Consider the following 17951-nt stretch of genomic DNA (forward strand, 5'->3'; position numbering starts at 1 on the left):
AAATGCCTTACCCGGCGTTTGGGCCGGTAAGGAGCAGCCGCCTGCGTTGTGGACACAGCGCCTTTGCTGTCATCTCTGACAGCGAGTTTAGTATACCATAACTTTCGACAACCTGCAATTGAAAATCCCCTGACTAGTTCAACGCCGGTCAGGGGATTTTTGATTTATTGATCAGGAAAAAGATTGGGGAGAATCAGGAGTTTTTCTGTGCCTGCTGGGTCTGGGCATTCTTCTCGCCCAGAGTCAGGCTGACAGTCTGCATCTGGCCTTCCCGGGCCACGGTGATGGAAAGGGTATCACCGGCGGCATGCTGCTGGATCAGGGTGCCAAGGTCGTCCTTCTGGGCGATCTCAGTGCCGTCGATGCTTACGATGCGGTCACCGGTCTTCAGACCGGCCTTGTCGGCGGGGCCGCCCTGCACAACATCCACAACGTAAACGCCGTAGGCAGTGACGTTGAGCTGTGCGGCGGTCTGGGCATCGGTCACAGCCAGATAGGTGATGCCCATGTAGGGGCGGCCGGAGACATAGCCATTCTCCAGCAGATCTTGTGCCACCTTGATGGCATCGTTGATGGGGATGGCGAAGCCCAGACCCTCCGCATCGCTGGAGGAAGACTTTGCGTTGACCAGACCGATGAGCTCACCGTTCATGTTGAACAGGCCGCCGCCGGAGTTGCCGGGACTGACAGAGGCATCCATCTGGATCAGGGACATGGTGTTGGTGGAGCTGGTGCCCTGGATGGTCACGCTGCGGTTCAGGGCGCTGACGATGCCGCTGGTCACGGTGCCGCCCAGCTCACCCAGCGGGTTGCCCACGGCCAGCACGCTCTCGCCCACGGCAAGGCTGTCGCTGTTGCCAACGGTGGCGGGGGTCAGGTCAGTGGCATCGATCTTGAGGACAGCCACGTCGCTGGTGTCATCCTCGCCTACCACGGTGGCGGGGTAATCGGTATCGCCGATGGTTACGGTGATGTTAGATGCGCCGGACACAACGTGTGCACAGGTCAGGATATAGCCGTCGGAGCTGATCACGACACCGCTGCCTGCGCCGCTCTCCACCTGGTTCTGGCCGTACCAGGACCACTGGGAGTAGACCACCTGCTCGGTGGTGATGACCACAACGCTGGGGCTGACCATCTCAGAGACCTGAGCGGTGGTCATGCCGGAAGCGGTGTTCACCGCAGAGGCAGAGCCGGAATCACTGCTGGACGTGGAGGAAGGTGCCACCTGCTGAATGACCACCTTGCCGCCTGTGTTGCCCACCCGGGCTCCCACAAAGCCGCCGACAAAGCCCATGGCTGCGGCCAGCACCAGCGCAACTGCACTGCGGGCGATATCGCCGTTTTTCCGGCGGCGCTTCTTGGGGGGCTGTTTGGGGCTTCCCTGTGCGGCCTGATACCGGGGGCCTTCCGGAGGCGGCACCGCGCCGCCATCGCTGCCGCTGTTCGGCTCGGCCTGGGGGGCAGCCTGTGCGGCCTCGCCGTAGGTGCCTGCCGTGTTGGCGGTGTTCATGCCGGAGGAGCCAACGTTGGGGTAGCCGGTCTCGCCGGTCTGGCTATGTTCAGAGGAATAATCGTATTCCCACTTGTTCTCGTTATCCATACTGGTTACTTCCTTTCTCAAAGGGAATGGTTCGGAGGGGGCGCTTCTGCCGCACCTCCTTGGAACTGTTTCTATTGTATCCGGTAATTGTGAAAAGGAATCGCTGACCGGGTGAAGAATATGTGAAATAAGGTCGCAGCGGGAAGCCTTGACAGCGGCGCGGGGGCTTGGTATTTTAAGAACGACCCTCTCAGTCATCGCTGCGCGATGCCAGCTCCCCCGAAGGGGGGAGCCAACACATCTGACAGGCGAGCAATCGCTGATTTGCAGGGGCCTTATTCGGAGCCACAATAGGCTCTCCCTTTGGGAGAGCTGTCTGCGAAAGCAGACTGAGAGGGCAAGCTCGCGAAAGGAGCAAATTATGAAACTGGAAAAGACCCCGGGCGGTTATGCCCTGTATAAAGAGAAAACCATCATTGGCACCTGCCAGGCCCGGCCCACGGAGCAGGGCGCGGACATCGCTGCCCTGACCATTGTGCCGGAATGGCGGCGCAAGGGCTACGGCTCCTACCTGTTAAAAGAGGTATTGCGCAGCCTGGGCGGCTATGACAAAGAGAGCGCCACGGTGTTCACGGCTCCTCTGCCTGCCGATGCGGGGGAGCGGGCCTTCTGGGCAAAGTTCGGTTTTGCGGCAGAGGGCAGCGGGCTGTGCCGCCGCCGCACCCCCGACCTGACGGCCGTGAAGCTTGTGCAGGACTTCCTCGCCGCGCGGCTGGCTGACCCCAGGCTCTGCATCGATGCCACCTGCGGCAACGGGGGCGACACGGCCTTTCTCTGCCGCCTTGTGGGCGAAGGGGGCCGGGTGCTGGGCTTTGACATCCAGCCTGAAGCCATTGCCTCCACCCGGCAGAACCTTGCACGGAAGGGCTTTGCGGCAGAGCTTCACTGCGACAGCCACGCCAACCTCTTACAATATGTGCAGCCCGGCACCGTTGATGCCGTGATGTTCAACTTCGGCTGGCTGCCCGGTGCCGACCACGGGGTGTTCTCCCACGCCCAAAGCAGCATCCCGGCGCTGGAAGCTGCCCTCGAGGCCCTGCGGCCCGGCGGGGTGCTCAGCGCCATCCTGTACAGCGGCAAGGTCATCGGCTCCGACGAAAAGACCGAGATCCTCCAGTGGATGCGCTCCCGGCCCCTGAAACAGTGCACCGCCCTTGTCTGCGGCTTTGCCAATTGGGCCGATACCGCCCCCTTGCCCTGCTTCCTCCTGAAAAAATAACAAAAACTCTTGCATCTAGGTGGAATTGCTGGTAAAATATAAGTTGTGTGTAATTTTGGCATCCTTGCCCTCTCAGCCAAAGCCTGTCGGCTTTGCCAGCTCCCCCGAAGGGGGAGCTAACGCATCTGGAAGGAGAAGTGCTGCAGATCTGCAGGGCCTGTACCTGGAGCAGCAACCGGCTCTCCCTTTGGGAGAGCTGGCTGCGAAGCAGACTGAGAGGGCAAGCCAGTTTACGGAGAATCACCAATGTAACGTGAGATTGACCGAATAAAGAGCCATTCTGATTCAGGAGAAATCAATATATGACAAATCGTGAAGAGATCGAGCGCCGCCGGACGTTTGCGATCATCAGCCACCCCGATGCCGGCAAAACGACCCTGACCGAAAAGCTGCTGCTGTACGGTGGAGCCATCAATCAGGCCGGTTCCGTTAAGGGCAAGCAGAGCGCCAAGCACGCTGTGTCCGACTGGATGGATATCGAGAAGCAGCGCGGTATTTCTGTCACTTCCTCTGTCCTGCAGTTCAACTATGCAGGCAAGTGCGTGAACATTCTGGATACCCCGGGCCATCAGGACTTCTCGGAGGATACCTACCGCACCCTGATGGCAGCGGACTCCGCTGTCATGGTCATCGATGCGGCAAAGGGCGTTGAGGCCCAGACCATCAAGCTGTTCAAGGTCTGCACCCTGCGTCACATCCCCATCTTCACCTTCATCAACAAGATGGACCGCGAAGCCCGCGACCCCTTTGAGCTGATGGAAAACATCGAGGAGATCCTGGGCATCAAGACCTACCCCATGAACTGGCCCATCGGCTGCGGCAAGGAGTTCAAGGGCGTGTTTGACCGCAACACCCGCAAGGTGCTGGCTTTCTCCAGCGACGGCCGCGCCAACGGCGTGAAGAAGGTCAACGAGACCGAGGCCGAACTGGGCGATGCCGCACTGGACGAGCTGCTGACCCCCTACCTGCACCAGCAGCTGGTGGACGAGATCGAGCTGCTGGACGGCGCTGCCGAGGAATTTGACCTCGACAAGGTGCTGCGCGGTGAGTTGAGCCCTGTGTTCTTTGGCTCTGCATTGACCAACTTCGGCGTGGAGCCCTTCCTGGAAAACTTCCTGCGGCTCACCCCCACCCCGCTGGCCCGTGTGGACAGCCTGACCGGCGAGCCGGTGGATCCCTGCCGCGACGAGTTCTCGGCCTTCATCTTCAAGATCCAGGCCAACATGAACAAGGCCCACCGTGACCGCATCGCCTTTATGCGCATCTGCTCCGGCAAGTTCGAGCGCGGCATGGAGGCTTACCATGTGCAGGAGGGCAAGAACATCAAGCTTGCCACCGGCACCCAGCTGATGGCGCAGGATCGCGCCATCGTGGATGAGGCCTACGCGGGCGATATCATCGGCCTGTTTGACCCGGGCATCTTCTCCATCGGCGACACCCTGTGCACCGGCAAAAAGAAGGTCGAATTTGCGGGCATCCCCACCTTCTCACCGGAGCATTTTGCCCGCATCGAGCAGAAGGACACCATGAAGCGCAAGCAGTTCGTGAAGGGTATGGAGCAGATCGCCCAGGAGGGTGCCATCCAGATCTTCCGCGAAGTGGGCGGCGGCATGGAGGAGGTCGTGGTCGGCGTGGTCGGTGTGCTGCAGCTGGAAGTGCTGGAGTACCGCCTGAACACCGAGTACAATGTGGAGATCCGGATGCAGCAGCTGCCGTTCGAGCAGCTGCGCTGGGTGAAGAACGACCCCGACACCTACAACCTGCGCGACCTGGATCTGACCAGCGATACCAAGGCTGTGGAGGATATGAAGGGCAACCGTCTGCTGCTGTTCACCTCTGATTGGGCCGTCCGCTGGGCCGAGACCCACAACGACACGCTGGAATTGAGCGAGTTCGGCAATATCTGATTGGAAAAAAGAGAGCTGCTGTGCGGAGCTGACTCGCACCGCAGTTCTCTTTTTTATAAAAAAGCAAAAAATACAACAAAAGATGCCAGCCTCTGTATGAATGGTTCCCATTGCGGGGAACACTGCTGGCATGGAGGGAAACGTATATGGAAAACTTGAACATTGGCCGCAGCGGCATCGAAGTGCCTTTTCTGGGCATGGGCACCTGGGCCATCGGCGGCGGCAGCTGGTGGGGCGACAACGATGATGCCCTTTCGGTCAAAGCCATCCAGACTGCTGTGGAGCAGGGCATCCGGTGGATCGATACCGCGCCCATCTACGGCCTGTACCACAGCGAGACCGTGGTGGGCGAGGCCCTGAAGCACATCGACCGGGACAAGGTGGTGCTCTCCACCAAATGCGGCCTGGAGTGGCGGCATGAAACGCCGGTGCTCCACAAGGTCGTGGACGGCACCGCTGTCTACCGGGACCTCTCGGCGCAGAGCATCATTGAGGACGTGGAGGACAGCCTGCGCCGCCTGGGCACCGACCACCTGGATGTGCTGTACACCCACTGGCAGAGCCCGGACCTCGGCCTCTATCCGCTGGAGGAGACCGTGGAGGCCATGATGAAGCTGAAGGAGCAGGGCAAGATCCGCGCCATTGGTGCGTCCAACGTGACGGCGGATCTCATCCGGGGCTACTGCCGGTACGGCCAGCTGGATGTCATTCAGGAGAAGTACAGCCTGCTGACCCGCCGCATCGAAAAGCAGCTCCTGCCCACCTGCAGGGAGCTGGGCGTTTCGGTGCAGGCATACTCCCCGCTGGAGCAGGGTCTGCTCACCGGCAAGGTCACCATGGAGACCACTTTCCCCGAGGGCAGCACCCGGAACAGCAACCCCAGCTTCCAGCCCGCCCGCCGGAAGCAGGCGCTGGACCTGCTGGCCAAGTGGGACGACCTGACCGGGAAATACGACTGCACCATGGCCCAGCTGGTCATTGCCCTGACGGCCCGGATGATCCCCGGCCTGCATGTGCTGTGCGGTGCCCGCACCCCGGAGCAGGTGCTGGACAATGTCGGTGCACTGAATATCAAACTGGATGGCGCGGATGCCGTCCGCATGAAGTGGGACGTGGATGCCATTTCCTGAGCCGGTGCTTCAGAACAAAAGCAGATAACCAAAAAGGGACGATGCCGCAAAAGCATCGTCCCTTTTTGGTTATTTGTGCTCCTTCAGCTGGCAGAGGAAGTCATCGGCTTCGATGGCCTCCGGGGTGAAGGAATTGTTCTTCCACCAGCTGACCAGCGCGGTGGCAATGGTCAGGCCGGTGGAGACCAGCTGCTCCAGCTCTGCCGATTCAATGGGCAGGACACGGTGGCCGGTGGCGCTGAGCACCTGATTGGTCAGCGCCAGTGCCAGCGCCGCCGTGCGGGCCAGCGTGGCGGGAGAGATCTTGCATTTCTTCATGGGGAACTCCTTTCTTTTATAAAATGGTACGGTCGAGCCCCGCCCGGTGGAGCAGGGCGGGATAATCCTTTTCGGTGCGGCTCAGGTCTACGGGGCCGGAGATGCCAGGCACCCTGCCCCTGCTGGTGTACTGCCACATCCCGTGCCTGCGGGCCGGGCGTTTGCCCCGGTAGTCCGCCAGCCAGAGGTCGAAGGGAGCCAGTGTGTCCATGTGCAGGGCAGTATCTGCAAAATGGGTGTAGGTGTATACCATGGCGTACAGGCCCCAGTGCTCCAGCTGCCGTGCCGCCCCGGCAGCAAGGGCGGAGAGCGCGTCCGGTGTCAGGGCACGCAGACAGGCATCCTCCACGTCGATGGCAGTAGGCAGCTGAAGCCGCTTTCCCCTGAGGGCATCGTGCAGGAGGGCCAGCTCGGCATCCCGCTGTGGGGCGGTAACGGCACAGCTGTAATAGTAGACCCCCACCGGGATGCCCAGCCGGGTGCAGGCAGAGTAGTTTGTTTCAAACATGGGGTCGATGTAGGGCGTGCCGTTCCTGCTGCCCAGTGCGCGCAGCATCACGCCGTGGACCCTGCCGCTGGCTTTTACGGTATCCCAGTCTATGCGGCCCTGCCAGCGGGAGACATCCAGCACCGTGAACATCAGGTGGCCTCCAGCAGGGTCTTGAGGGCGGCGGGAGTGACGGTGTCCACCACCAGACTGCCATCGCTGCGGATGGACAGCACCCGCAGGAGGGCACCGGCCTGCGGGGCCACCGGGGCAGGCAGCGCGCCTACGTCCTGCGCGTCCAGCACCACCGCGCCGCCCTTGCCGTTGACACTGAGCAGGGTGCCGTCCTCGGGCGCAAAGGATTCGGCGCGCAGGGCGGCGCTCTCGGCGCGGGAAGCCGAGGTCGCGGCACGGCTGCCATTCAGTGCTGCCCGCTCGGCAGCGTCGGCAGCGGCCTGCGCCTGCCGGGCGGCATTGGCCTCACTGGCGGCACTGTTCTGGGCCGCCTGTACCGCCGCATCGGCCTGCCCCGATACCTGGGCGATGAACTGTTCGTACACCGAGGGACTGGGCTCCTCCTCGGTGCCGTCGGTGGGCAGAATGTCGTAGACATCGTACCGGCCCGGGCGGGTGTAAGCGGTATAGCCGCTGCCGTCGGTGGCGGCCAGCATCCATTGCCCGGCGGGCCAGCCGGTGAAGCTGCGGCCCACGGGCGCGCTGTGCGCTGCATCCAGCACAAGGGGTGCGGCAAGGGTGCCGTCGCTGTGGCGGATGTGCAGGGTGACGCTGCACCCGGCCCATTCCGCAGGCAGCTGGAACACCAGCCGGTCCACGCCCTCGGCGTTCTGTGCGCCCAGGTGCAGCCGGGCGGGCTGGGCTGTGAATTCGGTGCCGCCCAGCGTGCGGGGAGTGATCTTGATCTGCATAAAAACCTTCCTTTCTTCTTTTTGACCCCATTGTACCGGTTTGCGGCAGGGCGCGGAAGTGTGGTCTTTTTTTATGGCTTTTTTTACCTTTCGGCATTTTGCTGGAAGCCGTTTTTTGACAGAAACTGCGGAGAAACTCCCCGTTATTTCCGGCAGGAAAACAGCGGGGAATTTGTGCCGCAAAATGTTGGATTATGCATGATTGATGCGCCGGAATGTGCAAAAGAGCCCGGCGATTTCTCCCCGGGAAACAGACTTGAAATGTTAAAAAATTATGAACGAATACGACCAATTTTTTGGGAAAATTTCAGAAGGAAACGCCCGAAATCATTCTGAATCAGGGAAAACAATGTACAGATTGCACAAAAAACTATGTGAAACAATTGTCAAGCAGAAGCGCACAGATTTGACAAATGGGCCGTCGTCTGCTAAAATAGTGCCCGCTCAACGGATCATACACACGTTGGAGCGTCTAAATTTTATTTCTCAGGAAGTAAAATGCCGTATAAAAAGACGGCCCTTTGCAGGGAAAAATGCCCTGCGCTATGCGGGCAAAGGAAGAGCCCGCCGCATTCCAAAATGATGAAAAGAGAGGAGTTGTCTCGTATCGCTTCCGTCAAATTTCAAAAAGCATTGTCTGACCGCGCTCGTGCGGTCACACCCCGTGTGCTGGCGTTCTGCGTCATGGCAGTGAGCCTTGTGTTCACTTTGGCCGTGACCGCCGCGAATCTGCGGCTGACCTACGTCACCGACTCCGATGGTGCGCGTCAGCTGGTGGTCAGCAGTGAGACTGACCCTGCCCGCGTCATGAGCCTTTCCGGCATTGAGGCCGAAGAGGGCGACCACGTTTACTACACCGCGTTCAGCGGCAATCTTGCCACCCTGAACATTGAGCGGGCCTTCACCGTGAACATCCAGGCCGACGGCCAGGAGTACCCGGTGAAGATGGCCTTTGGCACCGTTGCCGATGCGCTGGAGCGCGCCGGCATCACCCTGGAGGCAGATGACTACACCGAGCCTGCGCTGGATCAGCTGGTCACTGCGGGCAGTGAAATCACGGTGCACCGGGTGGACTACCAGGACAAGGTGGAGACCCAGACCATCCCCTACGACACCCAGTATGTCTACACCAGCCTGTACTTCCGCAACACCGGCCGGGCCACCACCCTGCAGCATGGGGCGGAGGGTCAGCAGACTGTGACCACCCGCGAAAAGTATGTGGACGGCGAGCTGGAAAACAGCATGGTGGTGGATGTGACCACCACGGTGGAGCCCACCGACCATGTCATCAAGACCTATGGTGCCGGTGCGCCCGTTTCTCCCCTGACCGGGCCGGACGGCACCACCAACGCCCCCGCCTCGTACAGCCAGGTCCTCACCGGCAAGGCCACGGGCTATTATTCCCGCACGGGCAAGGGCTCGTCGGGCCTGGGCCTGGGCTACGGCACCGTTGCCGTTGACCCCAGCGTCATTCCCTATGGCACGCTGCTGTACATCACTTCCACGGACGGCAGCTTTGTTTACGGTTATGCCGTTGCCACCGACACCGGTATCGCGGTGCAGAAGGGCCAGATCCTGGTGGATCTGTTCTATGAGACCTACGCAGAGTCGGTCATCAACGGAGCCATTCAGGTCAACGTTTACGTTGTAGGCTGAACCGCATAGCACACGGAAAAATTTGAAAAAGCACCCGCTTCAGTTTCCTGGATTTGCAGGAAAAATGAGGCGGGTTTTTCTTTTTGCCCTATATTCTGTAAAGTTTGCCGAGAATTCTTGTGTAAAATTGGATAAGTTGACCACAATGAAAAAATATTGACGAAAAGATTATAGTAGATTTTGACGGAAAGCCCTTGAAAAATTGGACAAAATTCTTTAATATAAGAGAGTACAAAGGTATAGGCTCACTGCGGCCTGTACGGGGAGGAGCTGTTTATGAGACCGACGGAAGAAAAGATCCAGAAAGATCCCTCGGATCTGCCGATTTATCTGTTCAAGCAGGGCAACAACTGCGAAGCATACCGTTACTTTGGTGCACACCTTGAGACCCGCGCCGGAGAGTCCGGTGTGGTGTTCCGTGTTTGGGCACCCCATGCAGCCGCCATCAGTGTGGTGGGCGATTTCAACAGCTGGAAGCCGGGCAGCCACCCGATGCGCAAAGTGGATGGGGATTCTGTCTGGGAGCTGTTCATCCCCGGCGTAAAGGAATACGATGTCTACAAGTACTGTGTGACCACCCGGGGCGGCGACCTGATCTACAAGGCCGACCCCTATGCGTTCCACGCGGAGACCCGGCCCTCCAACGGCAGCAAGGTCTACGATATCACCGGCTTTGCCTGGCACGATGATGCCTGGCAGACTGCTCAGAAAAAGGCGGACGTGATCAACGGCCCGATGAACATCTACGAGATGCACGCGGGCAGCTGGAAGTTGAAGGACGAGAAGGTTCCCTATAATTATTCCGAGCTGGCCGACGAGCTGATCCCCTACATCCGGGAGATGGGCTACACCCATGTGGAGCTTCTGCCCGTGATGGAGTATCCCTTCGACGGCAGCTGGGGCTACCAGGTCACGGGCTATTTTGCCCCCACCAGCCGCTACGGCACCCCCAAGGATTTCATGGCCTTTGTGGACAAGATGCATGAGGCCGGCATCGGTGTCATCATGGACTGGGTGCCCGCCCACTTCCCGAAGGATGGCTTCGGCCTGTACAACTTTGATGGAGAAGCCTGCTACGAGGACCCCAACCCCAAGCGCGGCGAGCACAAGGAGTGGGGCACTATGGTGTTCGACTTCGGCCGCAGCGAGGTGCAGAGCTTCCTGATCTCCAGCGCCCTGTACTGGCTGGAGCAGTACCACATCGACGGTCTGCGCGTGGATGCCGTGGCCTCCATGCTGTATCTGGATTACAACCGCAAGCAGGGCGAATGGGAGCCCAATAAGAATGGCGGCAAGGAGAACCTGGAAGCAGTGGCTTTCCTGCGCAAGCTGAACGATACGGTTCTGGGCCGCCACCCCCACAAGTGCATGATCGCGGAGGAGTCCACCGCATGGCCCATGGTCACCAAACCGGCCAGCGACGGCGGCCTGGGCTTCAACTTCAAGTGGAACATGGGCTGGATGAACGACATGCTCAGCTACATGAAGACCGACCCGCTCTTCCGCGCGGGCAACCACAACAAGGTCACCTTCAGCTTCTTCTATGCCTTCAGCGAAAATTTTGTGCTGCCCATCAGCCACGATGAAGTGGTGCACGGCAAGGGCAGCCTGATCAACAAGATGCCCGGCGAGTACGATGCCAAGTTTGCAAACCTGCGCACCTTCTTCGGCTACATGATGGCCCACCCCGGCAAGAAGCTGCTGTTCATGGGGCAGGAGTTTGGCCAGTTCACGGAGTGGAACGAGGAAAAGCAGCTGGATTGGATGCTGCTGGACTACGACAAGCACACTGAGCTGCAGAACTACGTCAAGACCCTGAACGCCTTCTATAAAGAACACCCCGCCTTCTGGCAGATCGATTACAGCTGGGAGGGCTTCCAGTGGATCGTGCCCGATGACTCCAAGCAGAGCGTGATCGCCTTCCTGCGCAAGGACGCAAACGGCAAGCAGATCCTGGTGGTCTGCAACTTCAACCCCGTCCTGCGCGAGGGCTATGCCCTGGGCGCACCCGTGGCAGGTACATACAAGGAAGTGCTGAACAGCGATGACGAGGCCTTCGGCGGTTCCGGCGCGGTCCATAACAAGTCCGTGCGCACCCACAAGAAGCCCCTGCATGGCTTTGAGCAGAGCATTACCATCACCCTGCCGCCCATGAGCACCCTGTATTTTGAGGTGCCCACCAAGCGCACCCGCAAGGCGGCAGATCCGGCCAAGACCGTGAAAAAGACCGCTGCCAAAAAGACAGCCGCCAAGACCACGAAGACCGCCAAGGCTGAGCCTGCCGTGAAGGGGGAAAAGCCCAAAAAGACCTCCACCCGCAAGGCAAAGGCAGAAACGGAACCTGCACCGGAAAAGGCCCCGGCCAAGCGCGGCCGGAAGCCCAAGGCAGAAGCCGCTGCCGCACCCGCCAAGCGGGGCCGCAAACCCAAAGCCGAGCCCGCTGAAGCTGCCCCCGCGGCAGCCGAAAAGCCTGCCCGCAAGCCCCGCGCCAAAAAGGCCGCCAAGACCGAGGAGTGACCGGGGCGCATCCGCACAACACAGTCAAACCATTTCCAAATCCAATAAATCCGGAAATGTGTAAAAGGGGAGAATAAAGCTATGGCAAAAGAAATTGTGGCAATGATCCTTGCCGGCGGACGTGGCTCGCGCTTGTACGCGCTGACACAGAAAACGGCAAAACCTGCAGTGGGGTTCGGCGGCAAATACCGCATTGTGGACTTCCCGCTGTCCAACTGCGTCAACTCCAACATTGATACTGTGGGCATCGCAACCCAGTATCAGCCCCAGAAGCTGAACGAGTACATCGGCAACGGCCAGCCTTGGGATCTGGACCGCCTGTACGGCGGCGTGCACACCCTGCCTCCCTACGAGCAGGCAAAGGGCACCGACTGGTACAAGGGCACTGCAAACGCCATCTACCAGAACATCAGCTTCATCGACAGCTATGATCCCGAGTACGTCATCATCCTGTCCGGTGACCAGATCTGCAAGCAGGACTACGCCGACTTCCTGCGCTTCCACAAGGAAAAGGGCGCGGAGTTCTCCGTGGCTGTCATGGAGGTCGATTGGAAGGAAGCTTCCCGCTTCGGCCTGATGGTGGCAGACGAGAACGATAAGATCACCGAGTTCCAGGAGAAGCCCCCGGTTCCCAAGTCCAACCTGGCTTCCATGGGCATCTACATCTTCAACTGGGATGTGCTGAAGAAGTACCTGGAAGAGGACGAGGCTGATCCCAACTCCAAGAACGACTTTGGCATGAACATCATCCCCGCTCTGCTGCGGGATGGCCGCAAGATGTATGCTTACCACTTCAACGGCTACTGGCGTGACGTGGGCACCATCGACAGCCTGTGGGAAGCCAACATGGAAGTGCTGGACCCCGAGAACTCCGGCATTGATATCTTCGACAAGAAGTGGAAGATCTACAGCCGCAACCCCGTGCTGCCCGCCCAGAAGATCGGCCCCCGCGCCGTGGTGCAGGATTCCCTCATCACCGAGGGCTGCCAGATCTATGGCCGCGTCAAGCACTCTGTCCTGAGCGCAGGCGTTACCGTGGAAGAGGGCGCTACCGTTGAGGATGCTGTCCTGATGGATGGCGTTGTGGTCAAGGCAGGTGCCGTGGTCAAGCGCTGCATCCTGGCTGAGGACGTTGTGGTGGGTGCCGGTGCCAAGATCGGCGGCGAGGGCCCCATTGCACATGTGGGTACCGGCCTTACCGTTGGCGCAGGCGCTACCGTAAAAGAGGGTGCCAAAGTATTTGAATCCGTCAAGGAGGGCGAGGAAGTATGCTGAGCCAGAACAACAATGCGTTGGGCATCATTTTCCCCAACAGCTATGATAACACCGTACCGGAGCTTGTGACTGAGCGCACCATGGCTTCGATCCCCTTTGCAGGCCGTTACCGCATGGTGGACTTTATGCTGTCCAGCATGGCAAACTGCGGCATCTCCAATGTCTCCATCGTGGTGCGCAAGAACTACCACTCCCTGATGGATCATCTGGGCACCGGCCGTGAGTGGGATATGGCCCGCCGTCACGGCGGCCTGAACATCGTGCCTCCCTTTGCAGAAAAGGGCGTGCGCATTTATTCCGGCCGTGTGGAGGCTCTGGGCTCCATCCTGAGCTACCTGGAGAACCAGAAGGAGAAGTACGTTGTGATGAGCGATGCCAACATCGCCATCAACTACGATTTCAACGCCCTGCTGGCTGCCCATCAGGCAAGCGGTGCAGATGTGACCATCGCCTACCAGAAGACTGAGATCCCCGAGGGCCGCAAGAACGACAACTACACCCTGACTGTGGATGCCGATGGCCGTGTGACCGAGCTGCTGTTCAACGATTACCGCCCCGGTGTCCAGAACCTGGACCTGAACATCTACGTTCTGGAGCGCGAGACCCTGATCAAGCTGGTCAAGGATGCGACCTCCCGCGGTCTGATCTACTTTGAGCGTGACATCCTGGCCCACAACGTCAACATCCTGAACATCCGTGCTCTGGAGTACACCGGCTATGTGGCCCATGTCTGCGACATGAAGAGCTACTTTGATGAGAACCTCAAGCTCATCGATGAGAAGAACCTGAACGCTCTGTTCCCCAAGGAGAGCCCTGTCTACACCAAGATCCGTGATGACAACCCCGTGCGCTACGTCAACGGCTCTTCCGTCAGCAATTCCCTGCTGGCCGATGGCTGTGTCATCGAGGGCACCGTGGAGAACTGCGTGCTGTTCCGCGGCGTTCGCGTCAAGAAGGGTGCTGTGGTCAGAAACTGTGTCCTGATGCAGGATACCGTTGTGGAACCAGGCGCTCAGCTGGACTGCGTTGTCACCGATAAGAACGTGCGTGTGACCGCCGACAAGAAGCTCTCCGGTACCGAGAGCTTCCCGGTCTATGTTCAGAAGAACCACACCGTCTGAGCCTGATACACTGAAACTTTCACAGGGGCGGCTCCCCTCCCCGGTAGCCCCTCTCAAAGAGGGGCGGGGGCCTTTGCGCCCCCGCCCGCTCTTTGTGTATCCGCCCTTTTTTCTGGAAAGGAGAAATACTATGAAGATCCTGTATGCCGCTTCGGAAGCGACCCCCTTTGCCAAGTCCGGCGGTCTGGCCGACGTGGCAGGCTCCCTGCCCAAGGCTCTGGTCAAGGACGGCGTGGATGCCCGCGTCATCATGCCGCTGTACGGCGACCTGAAAATGCGCGACAAGCTGGAGTATGTCACCAACTACTCGGTGCCTGTGGGCTGGCGCAGCCAGTACTGCGGCCTGTTCAAGGCTGAGGTCAACGGCGTGACCTACTACTTCCTGGACAACGAGTATTACTTCAAGCGCCGCGGCCTGTACGGCTTCTACGATGACGGCGAGCGCTTCGCCTTCTTCTCCCGCGCTGTGCTGGAGACCCTGTTCTACATCGACTTCACCCCCGATATCATCAACTGCAACGACTGGCAGACCGCACTGGTTCCCGTTTACCTGAACCTGTACTACCGCCATCTGGATAAGTTCAACCGGATCAAGACCATCTTCACCATCCACAACATCGCATATCAGGGCAAGTACGGCACCGATATCCTGGAGGATACCTGCGGCATCGGCCACCGCGACCAGCACATCGTGGAGTACGATGGCTGCGCCAACTTTATGAAGGGTGCCTTTGAGACGGCAGATAAGATCACCACCGTAAGCCCCACCTACGCACAGGAGATCCTGGACCCCTGGTTCAGCTACGGTCTGGATGCCCTGCTGCGGGAAAAGCAGTATAAGCTCTGCGGCATCCTGAACGGCATCGATATGGAGGCCAATAACCCTGCCACCGACCCCAAGATCCCCTTCAACTACGATGTGACCAACGTTGAAGAGGGCAAGGCAAAGTGCAAGGAGGCCCTGCAGGACAAGTTTGGCCTGCACAAGGATGGCAGCCCCGTCTTTGCCATGGTCAGCCGCATGGTCGGCATGAAGGGCTTTGACCTGGTGCAGAGCATTGCTGACGGTCTGGTGGATCGCGGTATCGAGCTGGTCATTCTGGGCAGCGGTGAGAACCAGTACGAGACCTTCTTCTCTGACCTGTGCGCCCGTCACCCGGGCCGCGTGGGCACCTACATCGGCTTTGAGCCGGCCCTCTCTCAGGAGATCTACGCTGGTGCAGATGTGTTCATCATGCCTTCCAAGAGTGAGCCCTGCGGCCTGGCACAGATGGTGGCCTGCCGCTACGGCACGCCTCCCATCGTCCGCGAGACCGGCGGCCTGCGGGATTCCATCCATGACTGCACGCTGGGCGAGGGCAACGGCTTTACCTTTGCCGGTTACAGCGCCCATGAGCTGTACGATGCCTGCTGCCGTGCACAGGATCGCTACTACAACAAAGAGGACTGGAACAACCTTGTCAAGCACGACATGGAATGCGATTTCAGCTGGGACCTCTCTGCCAAGAGCTACGAGGGCCTGTATAACGAGACCGCAAACCTCTGGTAAATCATTTTCAAAAGTCTGCCTTTTGCCGCCCGGTTCGCAGGAGCCGGGCGGCTTTTTTGCGGACTTCCACACATATTTTACAAGAATCATCCGCAAAAAGCAGCAAGGCACCTTTGCACTTCCGACAGGGCTGTGCTACAATGAAAAACATTGACAGCTCTTTCCTGTTTTTGAAAAAATGGCAGAGTAGATAAGGAGAACGATATGAACTGGAAACGTGTCATCAGCGGCGTGCTGGCAGCAGCGATGCTGTCCGCTCTGCCGGTGCAGCTTCTGGTGTCGGCGGAAGGCACGGAGGCGGTCGGGCAGACCGATGGTTGGGAGGAACTGACCACTCTGGAACCTCTTGACGAAAGCAACACTTTCTTTTACAGCAAGGACGACCAGACGTTTGAGAAAATCACCCACCCGGAAAAGGATGTCAAAACCGCAGACGGCATCGTGGATTATCTGGGAGACGGTGCGGTGGCGGTGGTGACTGACCCGGAGGATGCTGCCTACAACGCCGGTGACCGGGGTCAGAACTACGCATGGTCGGCGGTCGGCTACGGCGACTGGCTGTATGTGGGCACCTGCTACGCCGCCATCGGCAACACCCTCTCCCTGATGAAGAGCAGTCTGGGCGACGAATACGACGACAAGGTGCTTGCCGCCACCTTCGATGCCCTTTACAACGGCACCTTCTTTCTGACCGAGGAGGATGGCGGCCGGCCCAAGGGCGTGCTGGTGAAGATCAACACCAAGACCGGCGAGACCAAGGTGTTGATGTCCGGCTCCTACAACGGTTACACACCCCTGTTCCGCAACGCATTGGAGTATAACGGCAAGCTGTACTTCTGCGGCAGTGTGGGTGGCGGCGGCATCGGCTTTCTGCCCAGCATCTGGCAGGTGGACCCGGCCACCGATGAGTGCAAGCCGGTGTATATCGGTCTGAACAGTGTGCAGGATTATGCCGCGGCCTACCAGCAGGGCATCTCCGTGGGCATCCGCGGTATGTGCGTCTACAAGGATCAGCTGGTCGTCAGCAACGTGACCATGGATGCCGCCACCGGCAAGAGCAGCGCCGCCCTGCTGATCTCCTCCGATCCGGAAAAGGGCTTTACCCAGATCGCGGATTCCGACAGCCTGTTCAACTACCCCGCCTATCACTACGCCGACAGCATCTACGGCGGCAGCATCTGGGATATGGCTGAGTTCAACGGCCGCCTGTATGTTTCCATCTGCACCGGCACCGAGGACAATATGCCGGACGACAACACCATGCAGTCCTTTGCACTGGTGCGGGGCAATCAGAACCCTGACGGCACCTTCACATGGACACCCGTGGCAGGCGATCAGGAAAAAGATGGTGCCCGTTACACCTTCGGCATCGACCCGGAACGCACCCGCTCCGGTGCGGCGAACCTGATCGTGTACAACGACCACCTCTATATTGGTGAGTACAACGACGAAGAGATCGCACTGGAGCGCATCCTCTTTGCCAAGACCGGCAAGAATGCCGACGGTCAGTTTGGCGGCGGGCTGGACTGTCGGTTCATCAACGCCAATCTGGAACAGTCAGTGAACCTGTACCGCATGGACAGGGACGAGAACATGGAGCTTGTGGTGGGCAATGCCACCAAGATGTTCCCCTCCGGCAGCCTTTCTGGCTTAAAGTCCGGCTTTGGGCGCAGCGAGAACCAGTACATCTGGCGGATGCAGGTGTACGATGGCAAGCTGTATGTGGGCACCTTTGACACCAGCAGCATGCTGGAGTGCGTTGGTCAGTTCGTCAACGGCAACCTGCTGACGCGCACCCCCGCGCAGTGGAAGACCCAGTGGGAATATCTCAAGACCCTGATGAAGGCACTGCAGGCGACGGACCCCGACGGCAACGGGAACCCCGACACGCTGGCCCAGACCATCAAGTTTTCCTACAAATTCGTGTTCGAGAACATCACGGTCAGCAACATTGCCAGTGCCATCCGGCTGCTCAACTACATGCGCAAGGCAAAGCAGGGCTTTGACCTGTATGTTTCGGAGGACGGCGTGAACTTTCAGACCATCACCGTGGACGGTTTTGGAGACCCCTACAACCATGGTCTGCGGGCATTCGCCACCACCGACCAGGGCCTGTGCCTTGGCACTGCCAATCCCTTCTACGGCACGCAGGTGTGGATCAAGCGCAAGGACAGCTGACCCCCGTACTTCCAGGATAACGCCGCCCGGCTCTCAAATGAGCTGGGCGGTTTTTGCGTTTTGCA

General features: G+C 59.3%; 14 protein-coding genes. 10 read left to right on the forward strand and 4 right to left on the reverse strand.

Annotation, left to right across the window (positions count from 1 at the left end; translation table 11 throughout):
• Positions 1-193: 193 nt before the first annotated feature.
• Complete coding sequence (locus MTP40_RS00820; protein ID WP_249259663.1) at positions 194-1603, reverse strand: S1C family serine protease; 1410 nt, start codon at positions 1601-1603, stop codon at positions 194-196.
• Positions 1604-1751: 148 nt separating this feature from the next.
• Between MTP40_RS00820 and MTP40_RS00825 the strand changes: the two genes are divergently transcribed.
• From MTP40_RS00825 to MTP40_RS00835, 3 genes are all read left to right on the forward strand, one after another.
• Positions 1752-2822, forward strand: coding sequence for a GNAT family N-acetyltransferase (locus tag MTP40_RS00825; protein WP_256469149.1), 1071 nt, complete (start codon positions 1752-1754; stop codon positions 2820-2822).
• 302 nt (positions 2823-3124) lie between these two features.
• Complete coding sequence (locus tag MTP40_RS00830; RefSeq protein ID WP_005928402.1) at positions 3125-4729, forward strand: peptide chain release factor 3; 1605 nt, start codon at positions 3125-3127, stop codon at positions 4727-4729.
• A gap of 146 nt (positions 4730-4875) precedes the next feature.
• Positions 4876-5859, forward strand: a complete 984-nt coding sequence (locus MTP40_RS00835; protein ID WP_249259665.1) for an aldo/keto reductase — start codon at positions 4876-4878, stop codon at positions 5857-5859.
• 69 nt (positions 5860-5928) lie between these two features.
• Here the strand turns inward: MTP40_RS00835 and MTP40_RS00840 are convergent, their stop codons facing one another.
• Genes MTP40_RS00840 through MTP40_RS00850 form a run of 3 tightly spaced genes read right to left on the reverse strand, consistent with a single transcriptional unit; the run spans position 5929 to position 7590 of the window.
• The gene (locus MTP40_RS00840) at positions 5929-6177 is read right to left on the reverse strand and encodes a phage holin (RefSeq protein ID WP_005928396.1); all 249 of its coding nucleotides are present in this window, start codon (positions 6175-6177) and stop codon (positions 5929-5931) included.
• A 16-nt stretch (positions 6178-6193) separates the two neighbouring features.
• A complete protein-coding gene (locus tag MTP40_RS00845) occupies positions 6194-6817 on the reverse strand; it encodes a GH25 family lysozyme (RefSeq protein ID WP_249259666.1) in 624 nt (207 codons plus the stop codon).
• Positions 6817-7590 carry a hypothetical protein gene (locus MTP40_RS00850; protein ID WP_099357261.1) on the reverse strand — a complete coding sequence of 258 codons (774 nt, stop codon included), beginning with the start codon at positions 7588-7590 and terminating at the stop codon, positions 6817-6819. The genes MTP40_RS00845 and MTP40_RS00850 overlap by 1 nt, the downstream gene beginning before the upstream one ends.
• Positions 7591-7864: 274 nt before the next feature.
• On the opposite strand from MTP40_RS00850, the gene MTP40_RS00855 reads away from it, so the two are divergent.
• The 7 genes from MTP40_RS00855 (at position 7865) to MTP40_RS00885 (ending at position 17886) form a co-directional block, all read left to right on the forward strand.
• Positions 7865-8173, forward strand: a complete 309-nt coding sequence (locus MTP40_RS00855; protein WP_249259667.1) for a hypothetical protein — start codon at positions 7865-7867, stop codon at positions 8171-8173.
• 14 nt (positions 8174-8187) lie between these two features.
• Positions 8188-9246, forward strand: a complete 1059-nt coding sequence (locus tag MTP40_RS00860) for a 3D domain-containing protein (RefSeq protein ID WP_243138753.1) — start codon at positions 8188-8190, stop codon at positions 9244-9246.
• A 276-nt stretch (positions 9247-9522) separates the two neighbouring features.
• The gene (glgB, locus tag MTP40_RS00865; RefSeq protein ID WP_249259668.1) at positions 9523-11763 is read left to right on the forward strand and encodes a 1,4-alpha-glucan branching protein GlgB; all 2241 of its coding nucleotides are present in this window, start codon (positions 9523-9525) and stop codon (positions 11761-11763) included.
• A gap of 81 nt (positions 11764-11844) precedes the next feature.
• Positions 11845-13038, forward strand: coding sequence for a glucose-1-phosphate adenylyltransferase (locus MTP40_RS00870; RefSeq protein ID WP_249259669.1), 1194 nt, complete (start codon positions 11845-11847; stop codon positions 13036-13038).
• Complete coding sequence (glgD, locus tag MTP40_RS00875; RefSeq protein ID WP_005930299.1) at positions 13032-14159, forward strand: glucose-1-phosphate adenylyltransferase subunit GlgD; 1128 nt, start codon at positions 13032-13034, stop codon at positions 14157-14159. Before MTP40_RS00870 ends, glgD begins: the two co-directional genes overlap by 7 nt.
• 130 nt (positions 14160-14289) lie before the next feature.
• Complete coding sequence (locus tag MTP40_RS00880; RefSeq protein ID WP_005930296.1) at positions 14290-15708, forward strand: glycogen synthase; 1419 nt, start codon at positions 14290-14292, stop codon at positions 15706-15708.
• Positions 15709-15912: 204 nt separating this feature from the next.
• Complete coding sequence (locus MTP40_RS00885; RefSeq protein ID WP_249259670.1) at positions 15913-17886, forward strand: hypothetical protein; 1974 nt, start codon at positions 15913-15915, stop codon at positions 17884-17886.
• The last annotated feature ends 65 nt before the right edge of the window (positions 17887-17951 follow it).

The sequence above is a fragment of the Faecalibacterium sp. IP-3-29 genome (genome assembly GCF_023347335.1).
GTDB classification, from domain to species: Bacteria; Bacillota; Clostridia; order Oscillospirales; family Ruminococcaceae; genus Faecalibacterium; species Faecalibacterium duncaniae.